The following is a 20,979-nucleotide window of genomic DNA, read 5'->3' as shown; positions in this document are numbered from 1 at the left end:
TCCGATCTCAAATTTTGCGCTGAAGGGGCCTTTCATTGCACTTGTCTCGACCAGTCAGCCGACGGTGACGGTGGGCTCTCCCTCGCCGATCGTCTGGCCCGACTCCTCGGCGATGCGCATGGCCTCTTCGATCAGCGTCTCGACGATCGCGTGCTCGGGCACGGTCTTGATGACCTCGCCCTTGACGAAGATCTGGCCCTTGCCGTTGCCCGAGGCGACGCCGAGATCGGCCTCGCGCGCCTCGCCGGGCCCGTTGACGACGCAGCCCATGACCGCGACGCGCAGCGGGACCTCCATGCCCTCCAGCCCGGCGGTGACCTGCTCGGCGAGCGTGTAGACGTCCACCTGCGCGCGGCCGCACGAGGGACAGGAGACGATCTCGAGCTTGCGCTCCTTGAGGTTCAGCGACTGCAGGATCTGGATCCCGACCTTGACCTCTTCCACCGGCGGCGCGGACAGCGAAACGCGGATGGTGTCGCCGATGCCCTGGCGCAGCAGCGCGCCGAAGGCCACGGCCGACTTGATGGTGCCCTGGAACGCCGGGCCCGCCTCGGTGACGCCGAGGTGCAGCGGGTAGTCGCACTGCTCGGCGAGGATCTCGTACGCGCGCACCATGACCACCGGGTCGTTGTGCTTCACGGAGATCTTCACGTCGTAGAAGTCGTGCTCGGCGAACAGCGACGCCTCCCACAGCGCCGACTCGGCCAGCGCCTCCGGGGTCGCCTTGCCGTACTTGTCCATGATCCGCTTGTCCAGCGAACCCGCGTTGACGCCGATCCGGATCGGGGTGCCGTGATCCTTCGCGGCCCGTGCGATCTCCTTGACCTGGTCGTCGAACTTGCGGATGTTGCCCGGGTTCACCCGGACCGCCGCGCAGCCCGCCTCGATCGCGGCGAAGACGTACTTCGGCTGGAAGTGGATGTCGGCGATCACCGGGATCTGCGACTTCTTCGCGATCGCGGGCAGCGCCTCGGCGTCGTCCGCCGAAGGGCACGCGACGCGCACGATGTCACAGCCCGCAGCGGTCAGCTCGGCGATCTGCTGCAGCGTCGCGTTGACGTCGGAAGTGAGCGTGGTGGTCATCGACTGCACCGAAATCGGGTGCTCGCTGCCCACGCCGACCGGCCCGACCTGCAGCTGTCGGGTCTTGCGACGCTCGGAGAGGACGGGAGGAGGAAGCGCTGGCATACCAAGAGCGACAGTCACGCCTTCAAGCGTACCTACCCCGATCGGCGGACATACACGACGTCAGCCGTCACGGTGAGCAGCATTACCTGGGCAGCCCAACGACGCTGACAGCGCGCTCCGTCACCGTCCTCCCGCGTCACTGGAACAGCTTGACCGGATTCACGATGTCGGCGGTGACGGTGAGCAGAGTCACCGCGCCGCCGATGAAGACGAGCACCATCGTGACCGCGGACAGCTTCGTGTAGTCGACCGGTCCGCCCGCCGCCTTGCCGCGCAGTTTCCGGAACCAGTCCCGCACCCGCTCGTACCAGACGACCGCGATATGCCCGCCGTCGAGCGGGAGCAGCGGCAGCAGGTTGAACACGCCGATGAAGAAGTTCAGGCTCGCCAGCAGGAGCACGAAGATCTCCCACAGACCGCGCTCGGCGGCCTCGCCACCGATACGGCTGGCACCGACCACGCTGACCGGGGTGTTCGGGTCGCGCTCGCCGCCGAAGATGGAATCCACCACCGCGGGGATCCGCGACGGGAACTCGATCAGCCGCTTGGCGGTCTCGGAGAACATCGTGCCGGTGAAGGAGAACGTCGCCCCGACCGCGTCGACGGGGCCGTAGCTCAGCAGCGGCGGCGCGGTGTTCTGGATCGGCGAGGCGCCGATCATGCCGACGTCCTTGACCGTGGTGTTGTTGGAACCGTCGGCGACCAGCCGCTGCACCCTCGGCACGTCGACGGTCAGGTTCAGCCGCTGCCCGTTCCGCTCGACCACGAACGGCGTCGGGCCACTGGCGACCTGGACGGCGGCGAGCATTTCGCGCCAGGTCTTGATCGGCTTGCCCGCTACGGAGACGACCTTGTCGCCAGCCTGGAGGCCGGCGGTCTTCGCGGGGGTCGGGGCGCCGGGCGGGCAGGCCGTGTCGTTCAGCTGCTCCACGGTGGTGGCCGCGCGGGCGCACGACGTGGCGCTGATCACGGCCTCGGTGGGAGCGGCCTGCGCGGCCGGATTCGGCAAGCCCATGGTGACGGCCATCAAGTACAGGATGATGAAACCGAGGATGAAGTGCATCGCCGAGCCCGCCGACATGACGACGGTGCGCTTCCAGGTCTTGAAGCGCCACATCGCGCGCTTCGACTCTTCCGGGGTCACCTCGTCGAGCGCGGTCATGCCCGCGATGTCGCAGAACCCGCCGAGCGGGATCCACTTCATGCCGTACTCGGTCTCACCGCGACGGAAGGAGAAGATCGTCGGCCCGAAGCCGATGAAGTAGCGCCGGACCTTCATGCCGAAGGCTTTCGCCGCCCACATGTGGCCGGCCTCGTGCAGCGCGACCGACAGGCAGATGCCCAGCGCGAACAGCACGATCCCGAGAATGAAGACCACGCGCTACTTCCCCTTACCGATCAGCGCACCGGCACGCGCGCGAGCCCAGCGCTCGGCAGCTAGTACGTCATCCACGTCGCGAGGTTCACGACGCCATTCGTCGGCGGCTTCCACCACCTGGGCAATAGTGTCCACAATCGAGGTGAAGCCGGTGTTCTGTGCCAGGAAGGCGGCCACCAGTTCCTCGTTCGCCGCGTTGTAGACCGCCGGGACGCAGCCCCCGACCGTCCCGGCGTGCCTCGCCAGCTCGACGGCGGGGAACGCTTCGTTGTCCAGCGGCTCGAAGGTCCAGCTCGCGGGCTTGTCCCAGACGCACGCGGCCGCGGCGCCGGGGACGCGATCCGGCCAGTGCAGGGCCAGCGCGATCGGCAGCCGCATGTCGGGCGGGCTGGCCTGGGCGATCGTCGAGCCGTCCACGAAGGTCACCATCGAGTGGATGATCGACTGCGGGTGGACCACCACGTCGATGCGGTCGGTCTCGATGTCGAACAGGAGCTTCGCCTCGATCAGCTCCAGCCCCTTGTTGACCAAAGTGGACGAGTTGATCGTGATGAGCGGGCCCATCGACCAGGTCGGATGCGCCATCGCCTGCTCGACGGTGACGTCGGCGAGTTCCTCGCGTTTGCGGCCACGGAAGGGGCCGCCCGACGCGGTGAGCACCAGCCGGGCGACCTCGGCTTCGCGGCCGGCGCGCAAGGCCTGGGCGATCGCGGAGTGCTCGGAGTCGACCGGGACGATCTGGCCGGGTTTGGCCGCGGCCAGCACCAGCGGTCCGCCCGCGATCAGCGACTCCTTGTTGGCCAGCGCGAGCGTGGCGCCGGTGGCGAGCGCGTGCAGGGTCGGCGGGAGCCCCTGTGAGCCGGGGAGCGCGTTGAGCACGACGTCGACCGGGGTGGCGTCGATCATCTCGACGACGGCGTCGGCCCCGGCGAAGATACGCGGGAGCTTGAAGTCGCCGCGGTTGTAGCCGCGCTTCTGGGCCTCGGCGTACAGCGCGAGCTGCAGGTCTTCCACGGCCGTCGGCCTGCTGATCGCCACGGCGTCGACCTGGTGCGCCAGGGCCTGCGCGGCCAGCGCGGCGGGGTCGGAGCCGCCCGCGGCGATCCCGGCGACCCGGAACAGCTCCGGGTTACGGGCCGCGACGTCGAGGGCCTGGGCGCCGACCGATCCGGTCGAACCGAGCACGAGCACACTTCGCGAGGTAGTCATCGGGGCTCATTGTCGCTTGGGGCCCGTCGGGCGCGTGCAGCCAGGTGTGGGATCATTCGCGAGCAAGCGAACCATCGGGTTTTGAGGAGTTGATCGTGGCGAGCAAGGCGGTCGAAAAGCGCGGCCGGGTGGGCGTCGACACCGTTGACCCCCGCGACGAGCCGTCGGCCGAGTGGGGCTGGCACGGTTCCTTCCCGAAGGCGACGCGGATCGCGGGCTGGCTGAGCGCGATCATCCTGCTGGTGATGCTGTACGGCAACCACCACGGCTGGACCGAGAACCTGTGGCTGATCGGCCTCTCCCTGCTGCTCGTGTTCGGCCTCGTGCTGGACATCCGCAAGCAGCGCACGGCCTGGCGCAAGTAGCTTCTTCACGACTCAATGGCCTCTGTCCACCTTCGTGGGCAGGGGCCATTGGCCGTTCTGGGACCACAGCTCGTTGACGATCTTGACCGCGTCGCCTGCCTCGACCCCGTAGCGATGCCGGTACTTCGCCGCCGGCCGCTGGACCGCCGCGGCGACGTCCCCGATGGCGGCGTTGTTCCAGGAGTCGTTCGGGTAGAACTGCCGCATCACGGCGAGGAACCTGCCGGTCGCCCATACCGGGTCCGTCCGCTGCTCGAAACTCCCCCAGCTCGCGCGCTGCTGGAAGAGCCCGACCGAGTCGCCGAGGCCGCCGTCGAGGTTGGCGATGCTCGACTCGACGATCACCGTGGCGATCGCGATGGCCGCCGCGCGATCGTTGAGCCCCGCTCTCTGGACGGTTTCGACGATCACTCTGGCGCACGACGTGTTGTACGGGTTCATGTAGCCGCGCATCTTGGTGGCGAGTTGCCGGTTGAGCGCTCCCGCCGTATCCGCGTCGTCGGCGGACGCGCCCGTCTGGACGCACGGCAAGGCGACGTGTTCGACCTGGTCGGGCCGGATCTCGGTGGGCGGGAGCAGGACGAGGGAAAGGGCGAGGTACGCGGCGGTGAACATGCGGCTCCAGGCGGTCGTGAGTGGCGATTCGTGTTCTAACCCGAATCGGCGGTCACGACCACCTGGACCGATGACTCACCGCCACCCTCACCCGCCCGAAGTACATGAAGGCCCCCTTCCTTGCGTCAGGCGCAAGGAAGGGGGCNCGGTCCGTTCCACTGCGATGAGCGGACCTGGAAATCGGGCCGTGCCGGTGGCGTCGTCCTGGCGGCCCGGGTGGCGGGCGCCTCCTCCGTGGTCCGCGCCGGTTCCCGGATCGGCCGCGACACGGTGGTCCGCGGCACGCTCGTGGCCGCGGCGAGCGGCCGTGAAGCCGACGTCTGGCTGGCAGGGGCGGGCGCGAGGCCCTTCAACGGATTGAACCCGGTCAGCGTATTGACGGCCGCCAGAATGGCGAAAACCCCGCTGATCGTGCCGACGATGACGCCCCACTTCTTGTAGTCCGGCTCGTCATCGGTTTTCTTTGGCTCGTCCCCCGACATCGCCCCATTCTACGGGCAGACCCCCTTGTGACGGAAAGAACAATTCGCGCAGATGTCCGGAGGTAGTGAAGGCCTCCTTCACTACCTTCAGGGTAGGCAAGGAGGCCTTCACGGATCGACCCCGCAGCCAGACCGCTACTCACGAGCGCGTGGACCGCAGCAGGTCCAGCGCCCCCGCGTGAAGCGCTACCCGACGACCACCCTTTTGGGTTAGGTTCCCCCTCATGAAGCTGCGCTGGGGTGTCACCGCTGTCGTTTCCGCTCTCGCCGCCGTCCTGCTGCCGGGCATCGCCACCGCAGCGCCCGCGTCTTCGGTGCCGATCGTGCGCTGCGAGTTCACGCCGACGCCGGAGAACCCCGCGGCCCGCCCGGTGCTGCGCCCGCTCCCCTTCGCGTTCACCCGCGGCACCGTCGACGTCACCTTCCGCTTCAACTACGGCCCGGTGACCGTCCGGCTGAACCGCGCCGGCGCCGCCCCGTGCGCCGTCCACAACCTGGCGAGCCTGGCCCTGCAGCGCTTCTACGACCACAGCCAGTGCTGGCGCCTGACGAACTCGTCGCGCCTCGGTGTCCTTCAGTGCGGCGACATCTACGAAGCCGAGAAGGGCGGGCCGGGCTACAAATTCCCGGACGAGGTCGACGGCACCGAAACCTACGAGCGCGGCACCATCGCCATGGGCAACCAGGGTCCCGGCACCAACGGCAGCGAGTTCTTCATCGTGCACTCGTTCGCGAACATCCCGAAGAACTACTCGGTGATGGGCAAGGTCGTGCGCGGTATGGAGGTGCTGGACCGGATCGTGGCGAACGGCATCATCCCGACCGATCCGAACGGACCCGCCGACGGGCTGCCCGCGAAGCCGGTGAAGATCCAGAAAGCGACCGTCGGTTTCTGATTAACGGCAGGGATCTCAGCCCGCCGAATTCAGCGAGCACGCTCAGGGCTGATGCCGGACGAAGTCGGGAATCCCGTCGGCCGACGCCGGATCCTTGATCTGGTACAGCGTCATCCCTTCCGGAGCGCGGGCACGCGAGATCTGAATGCCGTGCAGACACGCAGTGCACCAGAGATAGACCGTGGCGAGACGAGTCTCCGGATAGCCGAGATACCTGACTTCCGAACGGTTCTTCTCGCAACGCGGACACGGATGGTGATCGATCCGGTCCGAACCTCCGTCGATGACGGAAATCAGCGTCGAAATCCAGCTGATTCGACGGGAATTCCGTTTCACGGCGGGCAGCCTTGGAGTTCCCGGTCCTTCGAGTCCACCCGCGCCCGTCAGTTCGAGCTTCGCGCTGTGCGGCGAGTCCAGCGACTCGACCGGCGGTTCGTAACGCAGGATCGTGACGATTCGCAGATCGACCTTCTCCCACGTCACGGGCGAAGGAGCCGAAGTCGTCTCGCTCGCTTCGAGGCTCACGCGAGGACCTGACCTTCCAGCTCCCTCAGGATGCCGTCCAAGAACTCCCGCAGGTCCCTCGCGACCACTGCCGTTCCCTGTCGATCGGCTTCGTAGGCACCGTCGAGGAAGGCTCCGCCCCGCAAGCGGTAGACAGATCCGCAGGCCGGGCGCAAGGCGAACATCGAACCTCCCCCATCCGATCCGAAAACGACAATCCGCCCTTCGGCGGCCCCGGCCAGTCGCGTGGGCAGAGCACCGAGCAGTCCCGCGACCACATGTCTCGCCGGATGCACGAAAACACCGTTGCCGAGATCCGGCAACGACACCTCTCTGACGCAAGCGTAGAAGTCCAGCAGTCCGATGGGGACACCGAGCTTCGCGAGCTCTTCGAGATCGTCAGAGCCGACACCTTCAGCCGCGAGAACTCGGTTCTCACCCGGCGGATAGCCGAACCTCGTCTCGAACCCTCGCTCGAACTCGGCGCTCAGCCGGGACGACCGTTCGATCCACACCCTCAGGTCTTCAGGCTCCACGAGCCTCCTCCGTTTTCCCTAGCCCGCGCCGATCGAGGAAGTCGAGGAACGCCGAGTTCGTCCTCGCCTTCCCCTTGATCCTTAAGGCAGTGATCCGATTTCAAGAAAACAGATCACCATTGATGACGGTCAGCCGTTGTCGAATAACGGAACGCGCTGTAGCCGTCTGTACTACGCACAGAAAACACACAGCCCCCTCACAGGAACCAGTATTTCACCCTTTAGAGTGACGCGTCCGCATCGGCCCGACTACCGGTGACGCTCCTGGGGGTTAAAACATGATGACTCACGAGCAGTACCTGTCCACGAAGAGATTCCCGGCCCTCGACGGGCTGCGCGCGATCGCCGCGCTCCTCGTGGTGGTGTTCCACTACGGAGGACCGTCGTGGGCCATGGCCAACGGGTGGATCGGCGTCCACCTGTTCTTCGTTCTTTCCGGCTTCCTGATCACCACACTGGCGCTGCGCGAAGAAGACCGAAACGGCAAGATCTCGCTCGCGAACTTCTATATCCGTCGAACGTTTCGCATTCTTCCGGTCTATTTCGCGGTTTTGGGCATCATCGTGGTGTTCACGTATCTGCGCGGCCAGTACACCTCCAGCGGGCTCTCCGGGGCGATGCCGTACTTCCTGACCTTCACGAACGAATTCGCCCACAACGCGCCCTTCGGCCAGTCGTGGACGCTGGGCGTCGAGCAGAAGTTCTACCTCGTCTGGCCGTTCTTGGCCTTCGGTATCGCGGCACTGAGCTTCCCGAAGCGGCTCGGCCTGGCGATCGGGCTGGTCGCGCTCATGATCGCGTTGATCCCGGTGATGCCGTACGCCGGCGCCTACTCGCCCATCATCATCGGTTGCACCCTCGCCATCGGCCTCCACTATCGCAGGGGCTTCGCGGTCCTCCGCGTCTTCACCCATCCCATCGCCTCCTTCGTCCTGCTCGCGGCTCTCGTGGTCCTTCAGCTCCACGTGATCGACATCCAGGACTTCTTTCAGGACGGCGGCACGATCGGCGGCACCACGTACGCAGTACTGGTCGCACTGTTCATCACCTCGCTGGTCCCGCGCGGTCCGATCGCCTGGCTCTTCTCCACCCCGCCGATGCGGTTCCTCGGCGAGCGGTCGTACTCCGTGTACCTCCTGCAGGGGGTGGCGGCGACCGTGGTCGCCTTGTCGATCCCCCAACTGGGCACGCATCGGACCTTGACCGCGGTCGCCGTGACCGTCGTCGCACTGGTCATCTCGGACGTCCTCTACCGCTGGGTCGAGGTGCCGATGATCGACGTCGGCCGCAAGATCGTGGCCCGGCGCAGGCCGTCACCGCCCCGTCTCACAGTGCGGGACGTCGAACCCGCCTTGGCCAGCGGGTGAACAATTCAGGCGAAGTGCGCTTGTCCTGATCCGGTAGTCTTGGGCACCAAGGTCGAGAGGCGCTGCAACGGACCGCCGGGTCCGCCACGCTCGGCCCCGGACTTCACCGCAAGGGCGCCTCCCACGACATGGGAGGAGCGCTGGATGAAAACGACCGCCCTGCGAAAGCTGCTGGATGAGCGCATCGTCGTGCTTGACGGGGCGTGGGGGTCGATGCTCCAGAACGCCGGCCTCAAGCCGGAGGACTACCGCACCGAGCGGTTCCAGGACCACCCCCGTGACATCACCGGCGACCCCGACCTGCTGAACATCACGAGGCCGGACGTCGTGCGCGACATCCACCGCCAGTATCTGGACGCCGGCGCGGACATCACGACCACGAACACGTTCACCGCCACCACGATCGGCCAGGCGGACTACGGGCTCGAGCACCTCGCGTACGAGATGAATCTCCGCGGCGCCCAGATCGCCCGCGAGGCGGCGGACGCGGCGGGCGGGAAGTTCGTCGCCGGGTCGGTCGGGCCGCTGAACGTCACGTTGTCGCTGTCGCCCAAGGTCGAGGATCCGGCGTTCCGCGCGGTCACCTTCGACGAGGTGTACGCCGCGTACGCCGACCAGATCAAGGCACTCGCCGAGGGCGGCGTGGACCTGCTGCTCATCGAGACGATCTTCGACACGCTCAACTGCAAGGCCGCGATCGCCGCCGCCCGCGACGTCGCGCCGCATCTGCCGCTGTGGATCTCGGTGACGATCGTCGACCTGAGCGGCCGGACGCTGTCCGGACAGACGGTGGAGGCCTTCTGGAGCTCCATCGAGCACGCGGATCCGCTGCTCGTCGGCGTCAACTGTTCGCTGGGCGCCGAGGAGATGCGCCCGCACATCGCCGAACTGTCCCGCCTCGCGGGCACGTACACCGCCTGTCACCCCAACGCCGGCCTGCCGAACGCGTTCGGCGGGTACGACCAGACGCCCGAGGAGACCGGCGGCCTGCTCGGCGACTTCGCCACGGCGGGGATGGTCAACGTCGTCGGCGGCTGCTGCGGCACGACCCCCGCGCATATCAAGGAGATCGCCGACGCCGTCCGCGGGATGGCGCCGCGGAACGTCCCGGCCCCGAAGCCGCACACCCGGTTCAGCGGGCTCGAGCCGTTCGAGATCGGCAAGGACACCGGGTTCGTCATGATCGGCGAGCGGACCAACGTCACCGGATCCGCCAAGTTCCGCAAGCTGATCGAGGCCGACGACCACCAGGCCGCCGTCGACGTCGCGCTGGAGCAGGTCCGCGGCGGGGCGAACCTGCTGGACGTCAACATGGACGCCGACCTGCTCGACAGCGAAAAGGCGATGACCACGTTCCTGAACCTCATCGCCACCGAACCCGAGGTCGCCCGGCTGCCGATCATGATCGACAGCTCGCGCTGGACGGTGCTCGAGGCCGGGCTGAAATGCGTGCAGGGCAAGGGAGTCGTCAACTCGATCAGCCTCAAGGAGGGCGAGGAGCAGTTCCTCCAGCAGGCCCGGCGCATCCGCGACTACGGCGCGGGCGTGGTCGTGATGGCCTTCGACGAACAGGGCCAGGCCGACACCGCCGACCGGAAGGTCGAAATCTGCGCCCGCGCCTACGACCTGCTCACCCAGCAAGCCGGTTTCGTCGCCGAGGACATCATCTTCGACCCGAACGTGCTCGCGGTCGCGACCGGTATCTCCGAGCACAACGGGTACGCCAAGGCGTTCATCGACGCGCTGCCGCGGATCAAGGAACGCTGCCCCGGCGTGCACATCAGTGGCGGTATCTCGAACCTCTCGTTCTCCTTCCGCGGCAACAACGTCGTGCGTGAGGCGATGCACTCGGCCTTCCTGCTGCACGCGGTGCGCGCCGGGCTGGACATGGGCATCGTCAACGCCGGGCAGCTCGCGGTCTACGAAGACATCCCCAAGGATCTGCTGGAGCTGGTCGAGGACGTGCTCTTCGACCGCCGCGAGGACGCCACCGACAGGCTGGTCACGTTCGCGGAAACGGTCAACGGCAAGGGGACCCAGCGCACGGTCGACCTCTCCTGGCGCGAGAACACGGTCGAGGCACGGCTGAGCCACGCGCTGGTGCACGGCATCGTCGACTACATCGAAGAGGACACCGAGGAAGCGCGCCAGAAGCTGCCGAGGCCGCTGGAGGTCATCGAAGGCCCCCTCATGGACGGCATGAAGATCGTCGGCGACCTGTTCGGCTCGGGCAAGATGTTCCTGCCGCAGGTGGTCAAGAGCGCGCGCGTGATGAAGCGGTCGGTGGCCTACCTCGAACCGTTCATGGAGGCCGAGAAGGAGAAGGCACGCCTCGAAGGCCGGATCGAGACCCGCCAGGGCAACGGGAAGGTCGTCCTGGCGACGGTCAAGGGCGACGTGCACGACATCGGCAAGAACATCGTCGGCGTCGTCCTCGGCTGCAACAACTACGAGGTGATCGACCTCGGCGTGATGGTCCCGGCTTCGGTCATCCTGGACACCGCCGTCTCCGAAGGCGCCGACGCCATCGGGCTCTCGGGCCTGATCACGCCGTCACTGGACGAGATGGTCAACGTCGCCGCCGAAATGGAGCGGCGTGGGCTGAAGCTGCCTCTGCTGATCGGCGGCGCGACCACGTCGCGCCAGCACACCGCGGTCCGCATCGCGCCCGCGTACGAGCACACGACCGTGCACGTCCTCGACGCCTCCCGCGTCGTCGGCGTCGTCGGCGACCTGCTCGACGCCGACCGCGCCGAAATCCTCGACAAGAAGAACCGCGAGGACCAGGAAGAGCTGCGCGTCCAGCACGCGAACAAGCAGCGGACGCCGTTGCTGACGGTCGAGCAGGCGAGGGCGAACCCGGAGAAGGTCTCCTTCGACGACATCCCGACGCCCTCGTTCACCGGCGTCCGGTACGTCTCGCCGTCGCTCACCGAGCTGCGCGAGATGATCGACTGGACCTTCCTGTTCCTGGCCTGGGAGCTGAAGGGCAAGTACCCGGCGATCCTGGAAAATCCGGTGGCGCGCGAACTGTTCGACGACGCGAACACCCTGATGGACCAGATCATCGCCGAAGAGCGGTTTCAGGCGAAGGGCGCGTACGCGTTCTGGCCGGCGCACTCCGAGGGTGACGACATCATCCTGGAGTCGGGCGTCAAGTTCCCGATGCTGCGCCAGCAGACCAAGAAGCCGCTGTCGCGCCCCAACCGCTGCCTGGCGGACTACATCGCCCCGGCCGGCGCGGGCGATCACCTCGGCGGCTTCGCGGTCACCATCCTCGGCGCCGAGGACTTCGCGGCCGAGTTCGAGGCGAAGCAGGACGACTACCGCGCCATCATGGTGAAGGCGCTCGCGGACCGGCTCGCCGAGGCGTTCGCCGAGCACCTCCACCTCCAGGCCCGGAGGGACTGGTTCGAGCCCGACGCCGATCCGAAGCTGGAGGACCTGCACGCCGAAAGGTTCCGCGGCATCCGCCCGGCGCTGGGCTACCCGGCGAGCCCGGACCACAGCGAGAAGCGGGAGCTGTTCGAACTGCTCGATTCCGACCGGCTCGGGATGGGGCTGACCGAGTCGTTCGCGATGACGCCGGCGGCGAGCGTCAGCGGGCTGATCTTCGCCCACCCCGATTCGCGGTACTTCACCGTCGGACGGCTGGGCAAGGACCAGATCGAGGACTACGCCGCCCGCCGCGGTCTCGAACTGTCCACTGTGGAGCAGTGGCTGCGCCCGAACCTCGCCTACGAGCCCGAATGACACAATGATCAGGTGACCGCCGAAGGCTCGGACTTCCTGCAGCTGGACATCGGGGACGCCCCGCCGGGACGCCGGTCGGACTGGCTGGCGTCGCGGTTGCGGCACGCCATCTCCGACGGCCGCCTGCCGGTCGGCAGCAGGCTGCCCGCGACCAGGGCGCTGGCCGCGGACCTGCGGGTCTCCCGCGGTGTGGTCACCGAGGCCTACCAGCGGCTGGTCGAGGACGGTCATGTCGCCGGACGCGGCCGCGCGGGCACGGTGGTCGTCGCGGCGCCTGCCCGGACGAAGGAGCAGATGGCGCCCGGTCCCCCGTCCGCGGGCACGATCTTCCAGCGCGCGCCCGGGATCGGCGTCTTCGACTCGCTGCGGTCGACCCCGGCGAGGATCGACCTGTCCCCCGGCGTGCCGGATCTGACGGCGTTCCCGCGAACGGCCTGGCTCCGCGCCGAACGCACCGTGCTCAACAACCTTTCGGCGGCGGATTTCGGCTACGGCGACCCGCGGGGCGCGCCCGCGTTGCGGCTCGCGATCGCGCACTGGATCGCCCGCACCCGGGGGATCACCGCCGACGCCGACGACGTGCTGATCGTCGCCGGTGTCGCGCAGGGCCTCGGCCTGCTGGCCCAGGTGCTGTGCGACACCGGGATCTCCGAGATCGCGGTCGAGGATCCGAGTTCGCTGGGCGCGCGGCAGCATCTGCACGACCGGCGGCTGGCGACGCCGCCGATCCGCGTCGACGAAGACGGGATCGACGTCGGCGAGCTCGTGCGCAGCGGCGCGCCCGCCGTGCTGCTCACGCCGGCGCACCAGTTCCCGACGGGTGTCGTGCTCGGCGGGGAACGCCGTCGCGAGCTCATGCGCTGGGCCGCGGACGGCGGGCTGATCATCGAGGACGACTACGACGCCGAGCACCGCTACGACCGTCCGCCGGTCCCCGCGCTGCGCTCGATGCTCGCCGAGCAGGTCTGTTACGCGGGCAGTGTGTCGAAGTGGCTCGCCCCCGCGCTCCGGGTGGGCTGGATGCTGGTTCCGCCGCGGTACCGGGACGAGGTGGTCGCGGCCAAACGGTTCGCCGACCTGGGCAACGCCGTCCTCCCGCAGCTGGTACTCGCGCATCTGATGGAGTCCGGTGAGATGGAGCGGCAGCTGCGGTTCGTGCGCAAGCGGCACCGCCGCCGCCGGGACGCGATGATCGACGCGCTCCGGACGCATCTCCCGGACGCCGTGGTGCACGGCGCCGCCGCCGGGCTGCACCTGACGATCACCTTCGACGCGGAGTTCTCCGATCTCGACTTCGCCGCCGCCGCGCTGGATCAGGGGGTGAAGGTGCAGCCGCTGTCGTGGCACTGTCAGCGGCCGATGAATCCGGGGCTCGTCCTCGGTTACGGGGCGAGCCCGGCGAGCGACATCGCCGAGGGCATCGCCGTCCTGGGCAGGCTCAGGCGCTAGCCACCACCGCATTTCGCCCTCTGAATGCGGTGGTTCGATGGCGAACTACCGCATTCAGAGGACGAACTGCCTGGGGAAGGGCAGGAGCGCGGACGGGTCTTCGACGTGGGCGTTGTGGCCCAGTCCGGGGAACTCGACGGTGAAAGGGCTGAGCGCGCGAAGCTGCTCGGGGCGGCTCATGGGGTCGTGCTCCCCTGCCGCGAGGACGACCGGGCAGCGTGCCGCGCCGAGCAGTCCGCGCATGTCGGGAGCGCCGACGGCGAACGCGCGGGGGTCCAGCGCCAACCGCCAGCCACCTTCGGTTTCGACCACGCCGTCGGGATCCGCGCCGGTGAGGCCTGCCAGACCGGCGATCTTGAGGAAGCCGCGTTCGGCGTCTTCCCGCGCCGGGAACACTCGCGGCGGTTTCGCCGCCATGGCGGCCGCCCGCGCGAGGTCGGACTCACTCCATTCGACCTTGACGCCGACCGCGAGCACCCCGGCGACCTTCACCCCGAACCAGCCGGAGGCCAGCGCGAGCCCGACCACACCGCCGAGCGAATGGCCGACCACCAGCACCGGACCGCGTTCCGGGAGCGCGTCGGCGACCGCCGCGGCCAGTCCGCCGAACGAGTAGTGCGGTAACCGGGGCGATCCCCCGTGACCGGGCAGATCGGGCGCCAGCCAGCGATATCCCGGCTGCGCCATGAGGCCGTCCCAGACCGCTCCTGTCGCGCCGAGGCCGTGCAGCAGGAGCACGGCGGGGCCTTCGGTTCCGGCGGTGCGCATCTTCAGCGTGTCCACCGGACGGATCTTTCCGCAGTCCCCCGTCCGCGGGCTAGGGTCGGAGGCGTGATCACCGATCCGGATGTCTACACCCGGGGCGTGCCGTACGAGCACCTCGCGTCGCTGCGCCGGGGGTCACCGGTCGTGCGCGTCGACGATTTCTGGGCCGTGCTGCGGCATTCGGACGTCAAACACGTGCTCAGGAACCCGAAGCTGTTCTCGTCGCGGCTGGGCGGGACACAGATCCGGGATCCGGCGACCGAGCAGGACCTCGGTTACGTCCGCCGGATGATGCTCAACATGGATCCGCCCGAGCACGCCCGGCTGCGGGGCCTGCTCACCAAGGCGTTCACGCCGCGCGCGGTCGCCAGGCTGACCGAGCGGATCCAGGGCTGGGCGAGGGAGCTGATCGCCGGCGTCCGCGCGGACGGCGAGTGCGATTTCGCGGCGGTCGCCGCCGATCTCCCGCTGCTGACGCTCGCCGAGGTCTTCGGGATCCCCGAACAGGACCGGCGGCTGATGTACGACTGGAGCAATCGCGTGATCGGCTATCAGGACGCCGACTACGCGGTGAGCGCGACCGTCGACGCGGACGAGGTCACCGATCTCGCGCGGGCGGCGCTGGCGGTCCGGCCGGTTCCGGGGCCGGACGGATCGATGCCCGATCCGCGCACTCGCGCGGGGATGCCGGATCTCTACGCGTACGCCACCGCGCTCGGCGAGTACAAACGCCGGAACCCGGGCGAGGACGTGATGAGCAACCTCATGGGTCACGTGGAGGACGGCGGCCGGGTCTCGATCGCGGAGTTCGAGAACCTGTTCTGGCTGTTTTCCGTGGCGGGCAATGAAACGCTGCGCAACGGCATCCCCGGCGGGATGCAGGCGCTGCTGTCGCATCCGGATCAGTACCGGCGGCTGCTCGCCGACCGTTCCCTGCTCCCCGGTGCGGTGGAGGAGATGCTGCGGTGGTGGTGTCCGGTCATGCATTTCCGCCGGACCGCGACCGAGGACGTCGTTCTGTCCGATGTGGACATCCGCGCGGGCGAAAAGGTGGTCGTCTGGTTCTCCGCCGCGAACCGTGACGAGACCGTTTTCGAGGATCCGGACCGCTTCGACATCGGCCGCGCTCCCAACGATCACCTGACCTTCGGGCACGGCCCGCATTTCTGCCTCGGCGCCCAGCTCGCCAGGGTGCAGCTGCGCGCGATGTTCGAAGCGGTCCTGGACCTGCTCGGCGAGGTCGAACCCGCCGGGGAACCGGTGCGGTTGCGGTCGAACTTCCAGAACGGGCTGAAAGCGCTGCCGATCCGCTGGTAGCGACGGCCCCTTCCCGCCCCCGAGCGCGGGAAGGGGCCATCACCCCTGGTCATTCGGCCGCGGCGAACTCCGGTTCGGCGACGGTGGAGCGGGCTTCGGCCTTGCGCAGGCCGACGACTCCGGACAGTGCCACCAGGACACTGATCACGGCGATACCGGTGACCACGGTGAGCGCGGGCGCCAGACCGTTCAGCAGCGCGGCCGAGCCGGTGGCGCCGCCGGAGTTCCCGGTCAGGACCGCGGTCACGATGGCGAGCCCGATCGCGCCGCCGACCTGGATCGACGTGTTCAGCAGCCCGCCGGCGAGCCCCTGCTCGTCGTCGGAGATGCCGTTGGTCGCCTGGATGTTCAGCGAGGAGAACGCCAGCATGAAGCCGATACCCAGCAGGATCATGCTCGGCAGCACCGAACCGGCGTAGCTGGAGCCCTCGTCGATCCGCAGGAACAGCGCGTACCCGATGACGTGGGCGACGACACCGGCGAGGATCGTGCGCGGGGTGCCGAGCCGGTCGATCAGCGGCTCGATCCTCGGCGAACCGAAGGCCACGATCAGCGCGGCGGGCAGGAACCCGAGCGCGGTCTGCAACGCGGACCAGCCCAGCACGTTCTGCAGGTACAGCATGACGACGAACTGGAAACCGATGTAGGCGCCGAAGAACGTCGCGCCACCGAGGTTGGCGCGGGCCAGCGGGCCGGAGCGCAGGATGCCGAGCCGGAGCAGCGGGTGCTTGCTGCGCTTCTCGATGAACACGAAGGTGACGAGCAGGGCGAGCGCGAGGGCGAACGAGATCAGCGTCCGCGGCGCGGCCCAGCCGATCTCCGGTGCCTCGACCACGGCGAAGACCAGCAGGAGCGAACCGGCGGCACCGGTGATCGCGCCCGGGAAGTCGTAGCCGCCACCGGTCTGCGGCGAGTAGGACGGGATCAGCTTGATCGCGGCGGCCAGCGCGGCGAGCGCGATCGGGACGGGCAGGAGGAACGTCCAGCGCCAGCCCACCTGGGTGAGCAGACCGGAGAAGACGAGGCCCGCGGAGTAACCGCTGGCACCGAAGACGGCGAAGATGCTGATCGCCCGGTTGCGGGCGGGGCCTTCGTGGAAGGTCGTGGTGATGATGGACAACGCGGCCGGCGCGGTGAACGCGGCGGCGAGACCCTTGATGAAGCGGGTGGCGATCAGCAGCGCGCCGTCGTCGACGAGGCCGCCGAGCAGGGAAGCGAGCGCGAAGACCGCGACGGCGACGAGGAAGACCCGGCGCCTGCCGAGCAGGTCGGCGGTGCGCCCGCCGAGGAGCAGCAGGCCGCCGTAGCCGAGCACGTAGGCGCTGATGATCCATTGCAGGGCACCGGTGGAGAGGCCGAGTTCGGCCTGGATGGACGGGAGGGCGACGGCGACCATCGACACGTCGAGCGCGTCGAGGCCAACGACGACGGACACAGTGAGCAGGACACCCCAGAGGCGCGCGTCCCACCTTGTCGAGCTGGTGGACAGCTGCACGGAAGAACTCATGATCCGTACAGTACATGCACGCGCATCTAATGCAAGCGCATTTAATGACTTTGCATAAAATTCACGTGCATGCTATCTTGGGCCGCGTGAGCGACGTCGCCGAACAAGACCTGCTGCAGGAGTGGCGCGAACTTTCCGCCCGGCATGCGGCGGTCTTCGGCCGCCTCGAGTGCCGCCTCCAGGAGCGCCACGGCCTCGGTGTCACCGAGTTCGAAGCCCTGGAACGACTGGTCACCTGCGTCGTCGGCAAATGCCGCGCGGCCGACCTGACCGAGGTCGTGCACCTGAGCCAGAGCGCAACCTCACGCCTCGTCGCCCGCCTCGAGCGCGAAGGGCTCGTCCAGCGCGCGCTCTGCGAGTCGGATCGGCGCGGGATCTTCGTCGTCGTGACCGACGAAGGCCGCCGTCGCTACGAAGAGGCGAAGCCGACGCACCGGGCGACCCTCGAAGAGACCCTCACCGTAGAAGCCTGAAGCCCGGAGGCCTCACTTCTCGCCGATTTTGACGGCGGTCAGGGTGATCACCGCGTCCGCGGTCACCTTCGTCCCGGGCGCCGGATCCTGTCCCGTCTGAACCCAGTTCCGGTCCATCGCGAGCATCCGGCCTTTCCCTGTTCCGTCGACTTCGCGCAGGTTGTACAGGCCCGCCGCCTGCATCGCGTCCTGCGCGGCCTGATGGTTCATCCCCGAAACATCGGGGACGACGATCAGACGAGCGACGGAAGACGCAGGCCCGCCGGTCTCCGCCGGTCGCTGAACACTGACGGCCGTCTCGGTCACCGTCGACGGTGCCGCCGGCCGCGTGCCCGGGGTGCCGCAAGCGGTCAGCACGGCGACACCGGCGACGAGGAACAGGGCGACGATCTTCGGCATTCCCGTACTCCACTCTGAGACAGCGAGACCGAGTGGAGTCGGCCTCGGACCGCGGACCGTTAACACCCGACCGGGTCAATTCCGGGCGAGCTCCTCGCGGATCACCGGGACGATCTCGTTCCCCCAACGGCCGAGCGCGCTGTCAGTCGTGGTCCCGTCTTCGACCGGGAAGTAGATGAACCCCGCGGCGCCGTGGTCACGCACCGCCGTGACCAGTTCCTCGACCCACTGCTCCGGCGAACCACCGACCCACCGCCCCTCGTCGTCACGCGGCGACGCCGTGGGCTTTTCCGTTATGCGACCAGGGAAGTTGTAGATGGTGGCGACCTCGCCGGGGTCGCGGCCCGCGTCGATGGCGGCCTGGTCGATCACCGGACGGGATTCGGCGAACCGCGGGCTGAGCCAGTCCGCGGCGTGCCCTGGGATCCACCCGTCGGCGAGTTTTCCGGTCACCGCGAGGGATTTGGGCCCGACGGCACCCGTCCAGATCGGGGGCGCGGGCGCGGCCGCCGGCACCAGGCCGTCGACGGAGTAGAACTCCCCCTCGAAGGTCACCGGTGCCCCGCCGCCGGAAAGCGCCTTGATCAGGGTGATCGCCTCACCCATCGCCCGGACCGCCTCGGCGGGCGTCCGGTGCCCGACGCCGAGTTTGGCGATCTCCCGCCAGAGCCCGCCCGCGCCGATGCCGAGCGCGACCCGGCCACCCGAGAGCGCCGAAAGCGACGTGATCGTCCTCGCCAGCATCGGCGCGGGACGGCTCGGCAGGTTGGTCACGTTGACCGCGGCCGTGACCCGCGACGTCCGGCCGAGGATCACGCCCAGCGCCGCGTAGGCGTCGAGCCGGTCGGCGAAGTACGGGTGATCGGACAGGCTGACCAGGTCCAGTCCCGCGCGGTCGGCCTGTTCGGCGTGCCGCAAGAGGTCTTCCACCTCGCCGACGGCGGTTTCGAGCCCGAATCCGAACAGTGTCATCAATCACTCCTCAAGTTCGTAGTACGCACTATTTGTATCACGAACTACTTGCCGGTGTCGAAGTAAAGAATATTTGACATGATGTCCAGAACTCTTTACCTTGGACTTCGTGGCGATGGAAGAGAAACGTGCGTGGATCATGGTGGTGGTCACGGTCTTCGGCTATGCCGCGTACCTGATCGTCGTCCTCCGCCGGGCGGGCTCCGGCCCGCTCGTCGACATCCCTTACGTGGCACCGTTGTTGTGGACGATCGGCGCGGCCATCGTGGCTTCGATCGTGCTGAACGTCGCGGCCGCGATCACCTCACCGCGTGACGCGGGCCGCAAGGACCAGCGCGACCGCGAGATCGGCCGGTTCGGCGAGTACATCGGACAGTCGTTCGTCGTGATCGGCGGTGTCGCGGCGCTCGTCATGGCGATGGCGGAGCTGGACCACTTCTGGATCGCCAACACCGTGTACCTCGCCTTCGTCCTGTCCTCCCTGCTCGGCTCGATCGCGAAGATCGCCGCCTACCGCTGGGGATTCCAGGCATGGTGAAACCGACCAAGGTCACGAACTCCATCCGCGCCCTGCGGTTCGCGAAGGGTGAGATGACCCAGGCCGAACTCGCGGACCGGATCGGCGCCACCCGCCAGACGGTGATCGCCATCGAACAGGGCCGCTACTCGCCGTCCTTGGAGATGGCCTTCCGGATCGCCAGGGTGTTCGGCGTCGCGCTCGACGACGTTTTCCAGTACCCAGACCAGGAATGAGGCCGCCGTGAAGGCGATCGCCCAGAACGTGTACGGCAACACTGACGTCCTGACACTGACCGACCTGCCCGAACCCGAAGCCGGACCGGACGGCGTGGTCGTGCGGATCCGGGCGGCGGCGGTCGATCCCGGAGTCTGGCACCTCATGGAGGGCACGCCGTACTTGGTGCGCTTGATGGGTTTCGGCGTACGGAGACCGAAGGCCCGCGTCCGCGGGCTGGACTTCGCCGGCGTAGTGCACGCCATCGGCGACGGGGTGACCCGATTCCGGCCGGGCGACGAGGTGTTCGGCACCTGCCAAGGGTCCTTCGCCGAGTACGCCCTGACCACGGTGGACAACATCGCCCGGAAGCCCGAGCGGCTCAGTTGTGAAGAAGCCGCGGCGGTCCCCATCTCCGCTTTCACCGCGCTCCAAGCTCTTCGGGACAAAGGGCGGGTCGCGCCCCGGCAGAAGGTCCTGGTCATCGGTGCCGGCGGTGGCGTGGGCACCTTCGCGGTGCAGATCGCCAAGGCGTTCGGTGCCGAGGTGGACGGCGTGTGCGGAACGGGCAAGGTCGACCTCGTCCGCTCACTCGGCGCGAACCGCGTTTTCGACTACACACGCGAGAACTTCGGCGGCGGCTACGACCTCATCCTCGACACCGCGGGCAACCGGCCGCTGTCCTCGCTACGGAAGGCCCTTACCCCACAAGGCAGCCTCGTCCTCGTCGGCGGAGAGAGCGAAGGGAAGTGGATCGGCGCGGTAGGGCGCAATGTGCAGGCGGTGCTCGTCGGGCCGTTCGTGAAGCAGAAGCTGCGCGGCCTGTTCTCCACGGAGGACCACGATGATCTCCAGACGCTGCGGGCACTCATCGAAGCGAGGAAACTGACGCCGGTCATCGACCGGATCTACTCGCTGGCCGAGGTGCCCGAAGCCATCCGTTACGTGCGCGAAGGGCACGCTCGCGGCAAGGTCGTCATCACCATCTGATGTTCTCCCTCACGTCGGCCTCCGGCCATCTTGGGAGTGTTCGCTCTCGGGGAGCGATCCGCCGAAGGCCAAAGGAGAACA

Annotated in this window: 20 protein-coding genes; 10 read left to right on the top strand and 10 right to left on the bottom strand. The window is 68.1% G+C overall.

Going from position 1 to position 20,979, the window contains the following annotated elements:
- Positions 1-54 precede the first annotated feature (54 nt).
- The 3 genes from ispG to dxr all read right to left on the bottom strand — a co-directional run bounded on the left by ispG (position 55) and on the right by dxr (position 3,775).
- Complete coding sequence (gene ispG, locus LCL61_RS15020) at positions 55-1,206, bottom strand: flavodoxin-dependent (E)-4-hydroxy-3-methylbut-2-enyl-diphosphate synthase (RefSeq protein ID WP_167373562.1); 1,152 nt, start codon at positions 1,204-1,206, stop codon at positions 55-57.
- 118 nt (positions 1,207-1,324) lie between these two features.
- Positions 1,325-2,566, bottom strand: a complete 1,242-nt coding sequence (locus tag LCL61_RS15015; protein WP_340687388.1) for a site-2 protease family protein — start codon at positions 2,564-2,566, stop codon at positions 1,325-1,327.
- Positions 2,567-2,569: 3 nt separating this feature from the next.
- Positions 2,570-3,775 carry a 1-deoxy-D-xylulose-5-phosphate reductoisomerase gene (gene dxr, locus LCL61_RS15010; RefSeq protein WP_340687387.1) on the bottom strand — a complete coding sequence of 402 codons (1,206 nt, stop codon included), beginning with the start codon at positions 3,773-3,775 and terminating at the stop codon, positions 2,570-2,572.
- A gap of 95 nt (positions 3,776-3,870) precedes the next feature.
- Here dxr and LCL61_RS15005 point away from each other — a divergent pair, with 95 nt between their 5' ends.
- The gene (locus tag LCL61_RS15005; protein WP_034311011.1) at positions 3,871-4,140 is read left to right on the top strand and encodes a DUF2631 domain-containing protein; all 270 of its coding nucleotides are present in this window, start codon (positions 3,871-3,873) and stop codon (positions 4,138-4,140) included.
- 12 nt (positions 4,141-4,152) lie between these two features.
- On the opposite strand, the gene LCL61_RS15000 is transcribed toward LCL61_RS15005, so the two are convergent.
- The gene (locus LCL61_RS15000; RefSeq protein ID WP_340687386.1) at positions 4,153-4,755 is read right to left on the bottom strand and encodes a hypothetical protein; all 603 of its coding nucleotides are present in this window, start codon (positions 4,753-4,755) and stop codon (positions 4,153-4,155) included.
- 706 nt (positions 4,756-5,461) lie between these two features.
- On the opposite strand from LCL61_RS15000, the gene LCL61_RS14995 reads away from it, so the two are divergent.
- Positions 5,462-6,133, top strand: a complete 672-nt coding sequence (locus LCL61_RS14995) for a peptidylprolyl isomerase (protein ID WP_340687385.1) — start codon at positions 5,462-5,464, stop codon at positions 6,131-6,133.
- A gap of 42 nt (positions 6,134-6,175) precedes the next feature.
- Here LCL61_RS14995 and LCL61_RS14990 read toward each other — a convergent pair whose 3' ends face one another.
- Complete coding sequence (locus LCL61_RS14990) at positions 6,176-6,658, bottom strand: hypothetical protein (RefSeq protein ID WP_340687384.1); 483 nt, start codon at positions 6,656-6,658, stop codon at positions 6,176-6,178.
- Positions 6,655-7,173, bottom strand: coding sequence for a hypothetical protein (locus LCL61_RS14985; protein WP_340687383.1), 519 nt, complete (start codon positions 7,171-7,173; stop codon positions 6,655-6,657). Before LCL61_RS14985 ends, LCL61_RS14990 begins: the two co-directional genes overlap by 4 nt.
- 278 nt (positions 7,174-7,451) lie before the next feature.
- On the opposite strand from LCL61_RS14985, the gene LCL61_RS14980 reads away from it, so the two are divergent.
- The 3 genes from LCL61_RS14980 (at position 7,452) to LCL61_RS14970 (ending at position 13,742) form a co-directional block, all read left to right on the top strand.
- The gene (locus tag LCL61_RS14980) at positions 7,452-8,540 is read left to right on the top strand and encodes an acyltransferase (protein WP_340687382.1); all 1,089 of its coding nucleotides are present in this window, start codon (positions 7,452-7,454) and stop codon (positions 8,538-8,540) included.
- Between the two features lie 144 nt (positions 8,541-8,684).
- A complete protein-coding gene (gene metH, locus LCL61_RS14975) occupies positions 8,685-12,293 on the top strand; it encodes a methionine synthase (RefSeq protein WP_340687381.1) in 3,609 nt (1,202 codons plus the stop codon).
- Positions 12,294-12,305: 12 nt separating this feature from the next.
- Positions 12,306-13,742, top strand: coding sequence for a PLP-dependent aminotransferase family protein (locus LCL61_RS14970; protein WP_340687380.1), 1,437 nt, complete (start codon positions 12,306-12,308; stop codon positions 13,740-13,742).
- A gap of 54 nt (positions 13,743-13,796) precedes the next feature.
- On the opposite strand, the gene LCL61_RS14965 is transcribed toward LCL61_RS14970, so the two are convergent.
- Positions 13,797-14,525, bottom strand: a complete 729-nt coding sequence (locus tag LCL61_RS14965; protein WP_340687379.1) for an alpha/beta fold hydrolase — start codon at positions 14,523-14,525, stop codon at positions 13,797-13,799.
- Positions 14,526-14,573: 48 nt separating this feature from the next.
- Between LCL61_RS14965 and LCL61_RS14960 the strand changes: the two genes are divergently transcribed.
- The gene (locus LCL61_RS14960) at positions 14,574-15,824 is read left to right on the top strand and encodes a cytochrome P450 (protein WP_340687378.1); all 1,251 of its coding nucleotides are present in this window, start codon (positions 14,574-14,576) and stop codon (positions 15,822-15,824) included.
- A gap of 49 nt (positions 15,825-15,873) precedes the next feature.
- On the opposite strand, the gene LCL61_RS14955 is transcribed toward LCL61_RS14960, so the two are convergent.
- Positions 15,874-17,331: an MFS transporter gene (locus tag LCL61_RS14955; protein WP_340687377.1), complete on the bottom strand. Its 1,458-nt coding sequence runs from the start codon at positions 17,329-17,331 to the stop codon at positions 15,874-15,876.
- Between the two features lie 86 nt (positions 17,332-17,417).
- Between LCL61_RS14955 and LCL61_RS14950 the strand changes: the two genes are divergently transcribed.
- Positions 17,418-17,804, top strand: coding sequence for a MarR family winged helix-turn-helix transcriptional regulator (locus tag LCL61_RS14950; RefSeq protein ID WP_126736066.1), 387 nt, complete (start codon positions 17,418-17,420; stop codon positions 17,802-17,804).
- A 12-nt stretch (positions 17,805-17,816) separates the two neighbouring features.
- Here LCL61_RS14950 and LCL61_RS14945 read toward each other — a convergent pair whose 3' ends face one another.
- Positions 17,817-18,203, bottom strand: a complete 387-nt coding sequence (locus LCL61_RS14945) for a PASTA domain-containing protein (RefSeq protein WP_340687376.1) — start codon at positions 18,201-18,203, stop codon at positions 17,817-17,819.
- Between the two features lie 75 nt (positions 18,204-18,278).
- Complete coding sequence (locus tag LCL61_RS14940) at positions 18,279-19,175, bottom strand: LLM class flavin-dependent oxidoreductase (protein WP_340687375.1); 897 nt, start codon at positions 19,173-19,175, stop codon at positions 18,279-18,281.
- Positions 19,176-19,290: 115 nt separating this feature from the next.
- Between LCL61_RS14940 and LCL61_RS14935 the strand changes: the two genes are divergently transcribed.
- The 3 genes from LCL61_RS14935 to LCL61_RS14925 are packed head-to-tail and all read left to right on the top strand — an operon-like array spanning position 19,291 to position 20,898.
- A complete protein-coding gene (locus LCL61_RS14935; RefSeq protein ID WP_340688586.1) occupies positions 19,291-19,713 on the top strand; it encodes a hypothetical protein in 423 nt (140 codons plus the stop codon).
- The gene (locus LCL61_RS14930; protein WP_126736070.1) at positions 19,707-19,928 is read left to right on the top strand and encodes a helix-turn-helix transcriptional regulator; all 222 of its coding nucleotides are present in this window, start codon (positions 19,707-19,709) and stop codon (positions 19,926-19,928) included. Before LCL61_RS14935 ends, LCL61_RS14930 begins: the two co-directional genes overlap by 7 nt.
- Before the next feature lie 7 nt (positions 19,929-19,935).
- The gene (locus LCL61_RS14925) at positions 19,936-20,898 is read left to right on the top strand and encodes an NAD(P)-dependent alcohol dehydrogenase (RefSeq protein ID WP_340687374.1); all 963 of its coding nucleotides are present in this window, start codon (positions 19,936-19,938) and stop codon (positions 20,896-20,898) included.
- The last annotated feature ends 81 nt before the right edge of the window (positions 20,899-20,979 follow it).

The organism is Amycolatopsis coloradensis (assembly GCF_037997115.1).
GTDB lineage: Bacteria > Actinomycetota > Actinomycetes > Mycobacteriales > Pseudonocardiaceae > Amycolatopsis > Amycolatopsis coloradensis_A.
Note: the sequence above shows the minus strand (reverse complement) of the source record. Positions and strands in the feature narration are given on the sequence as shown.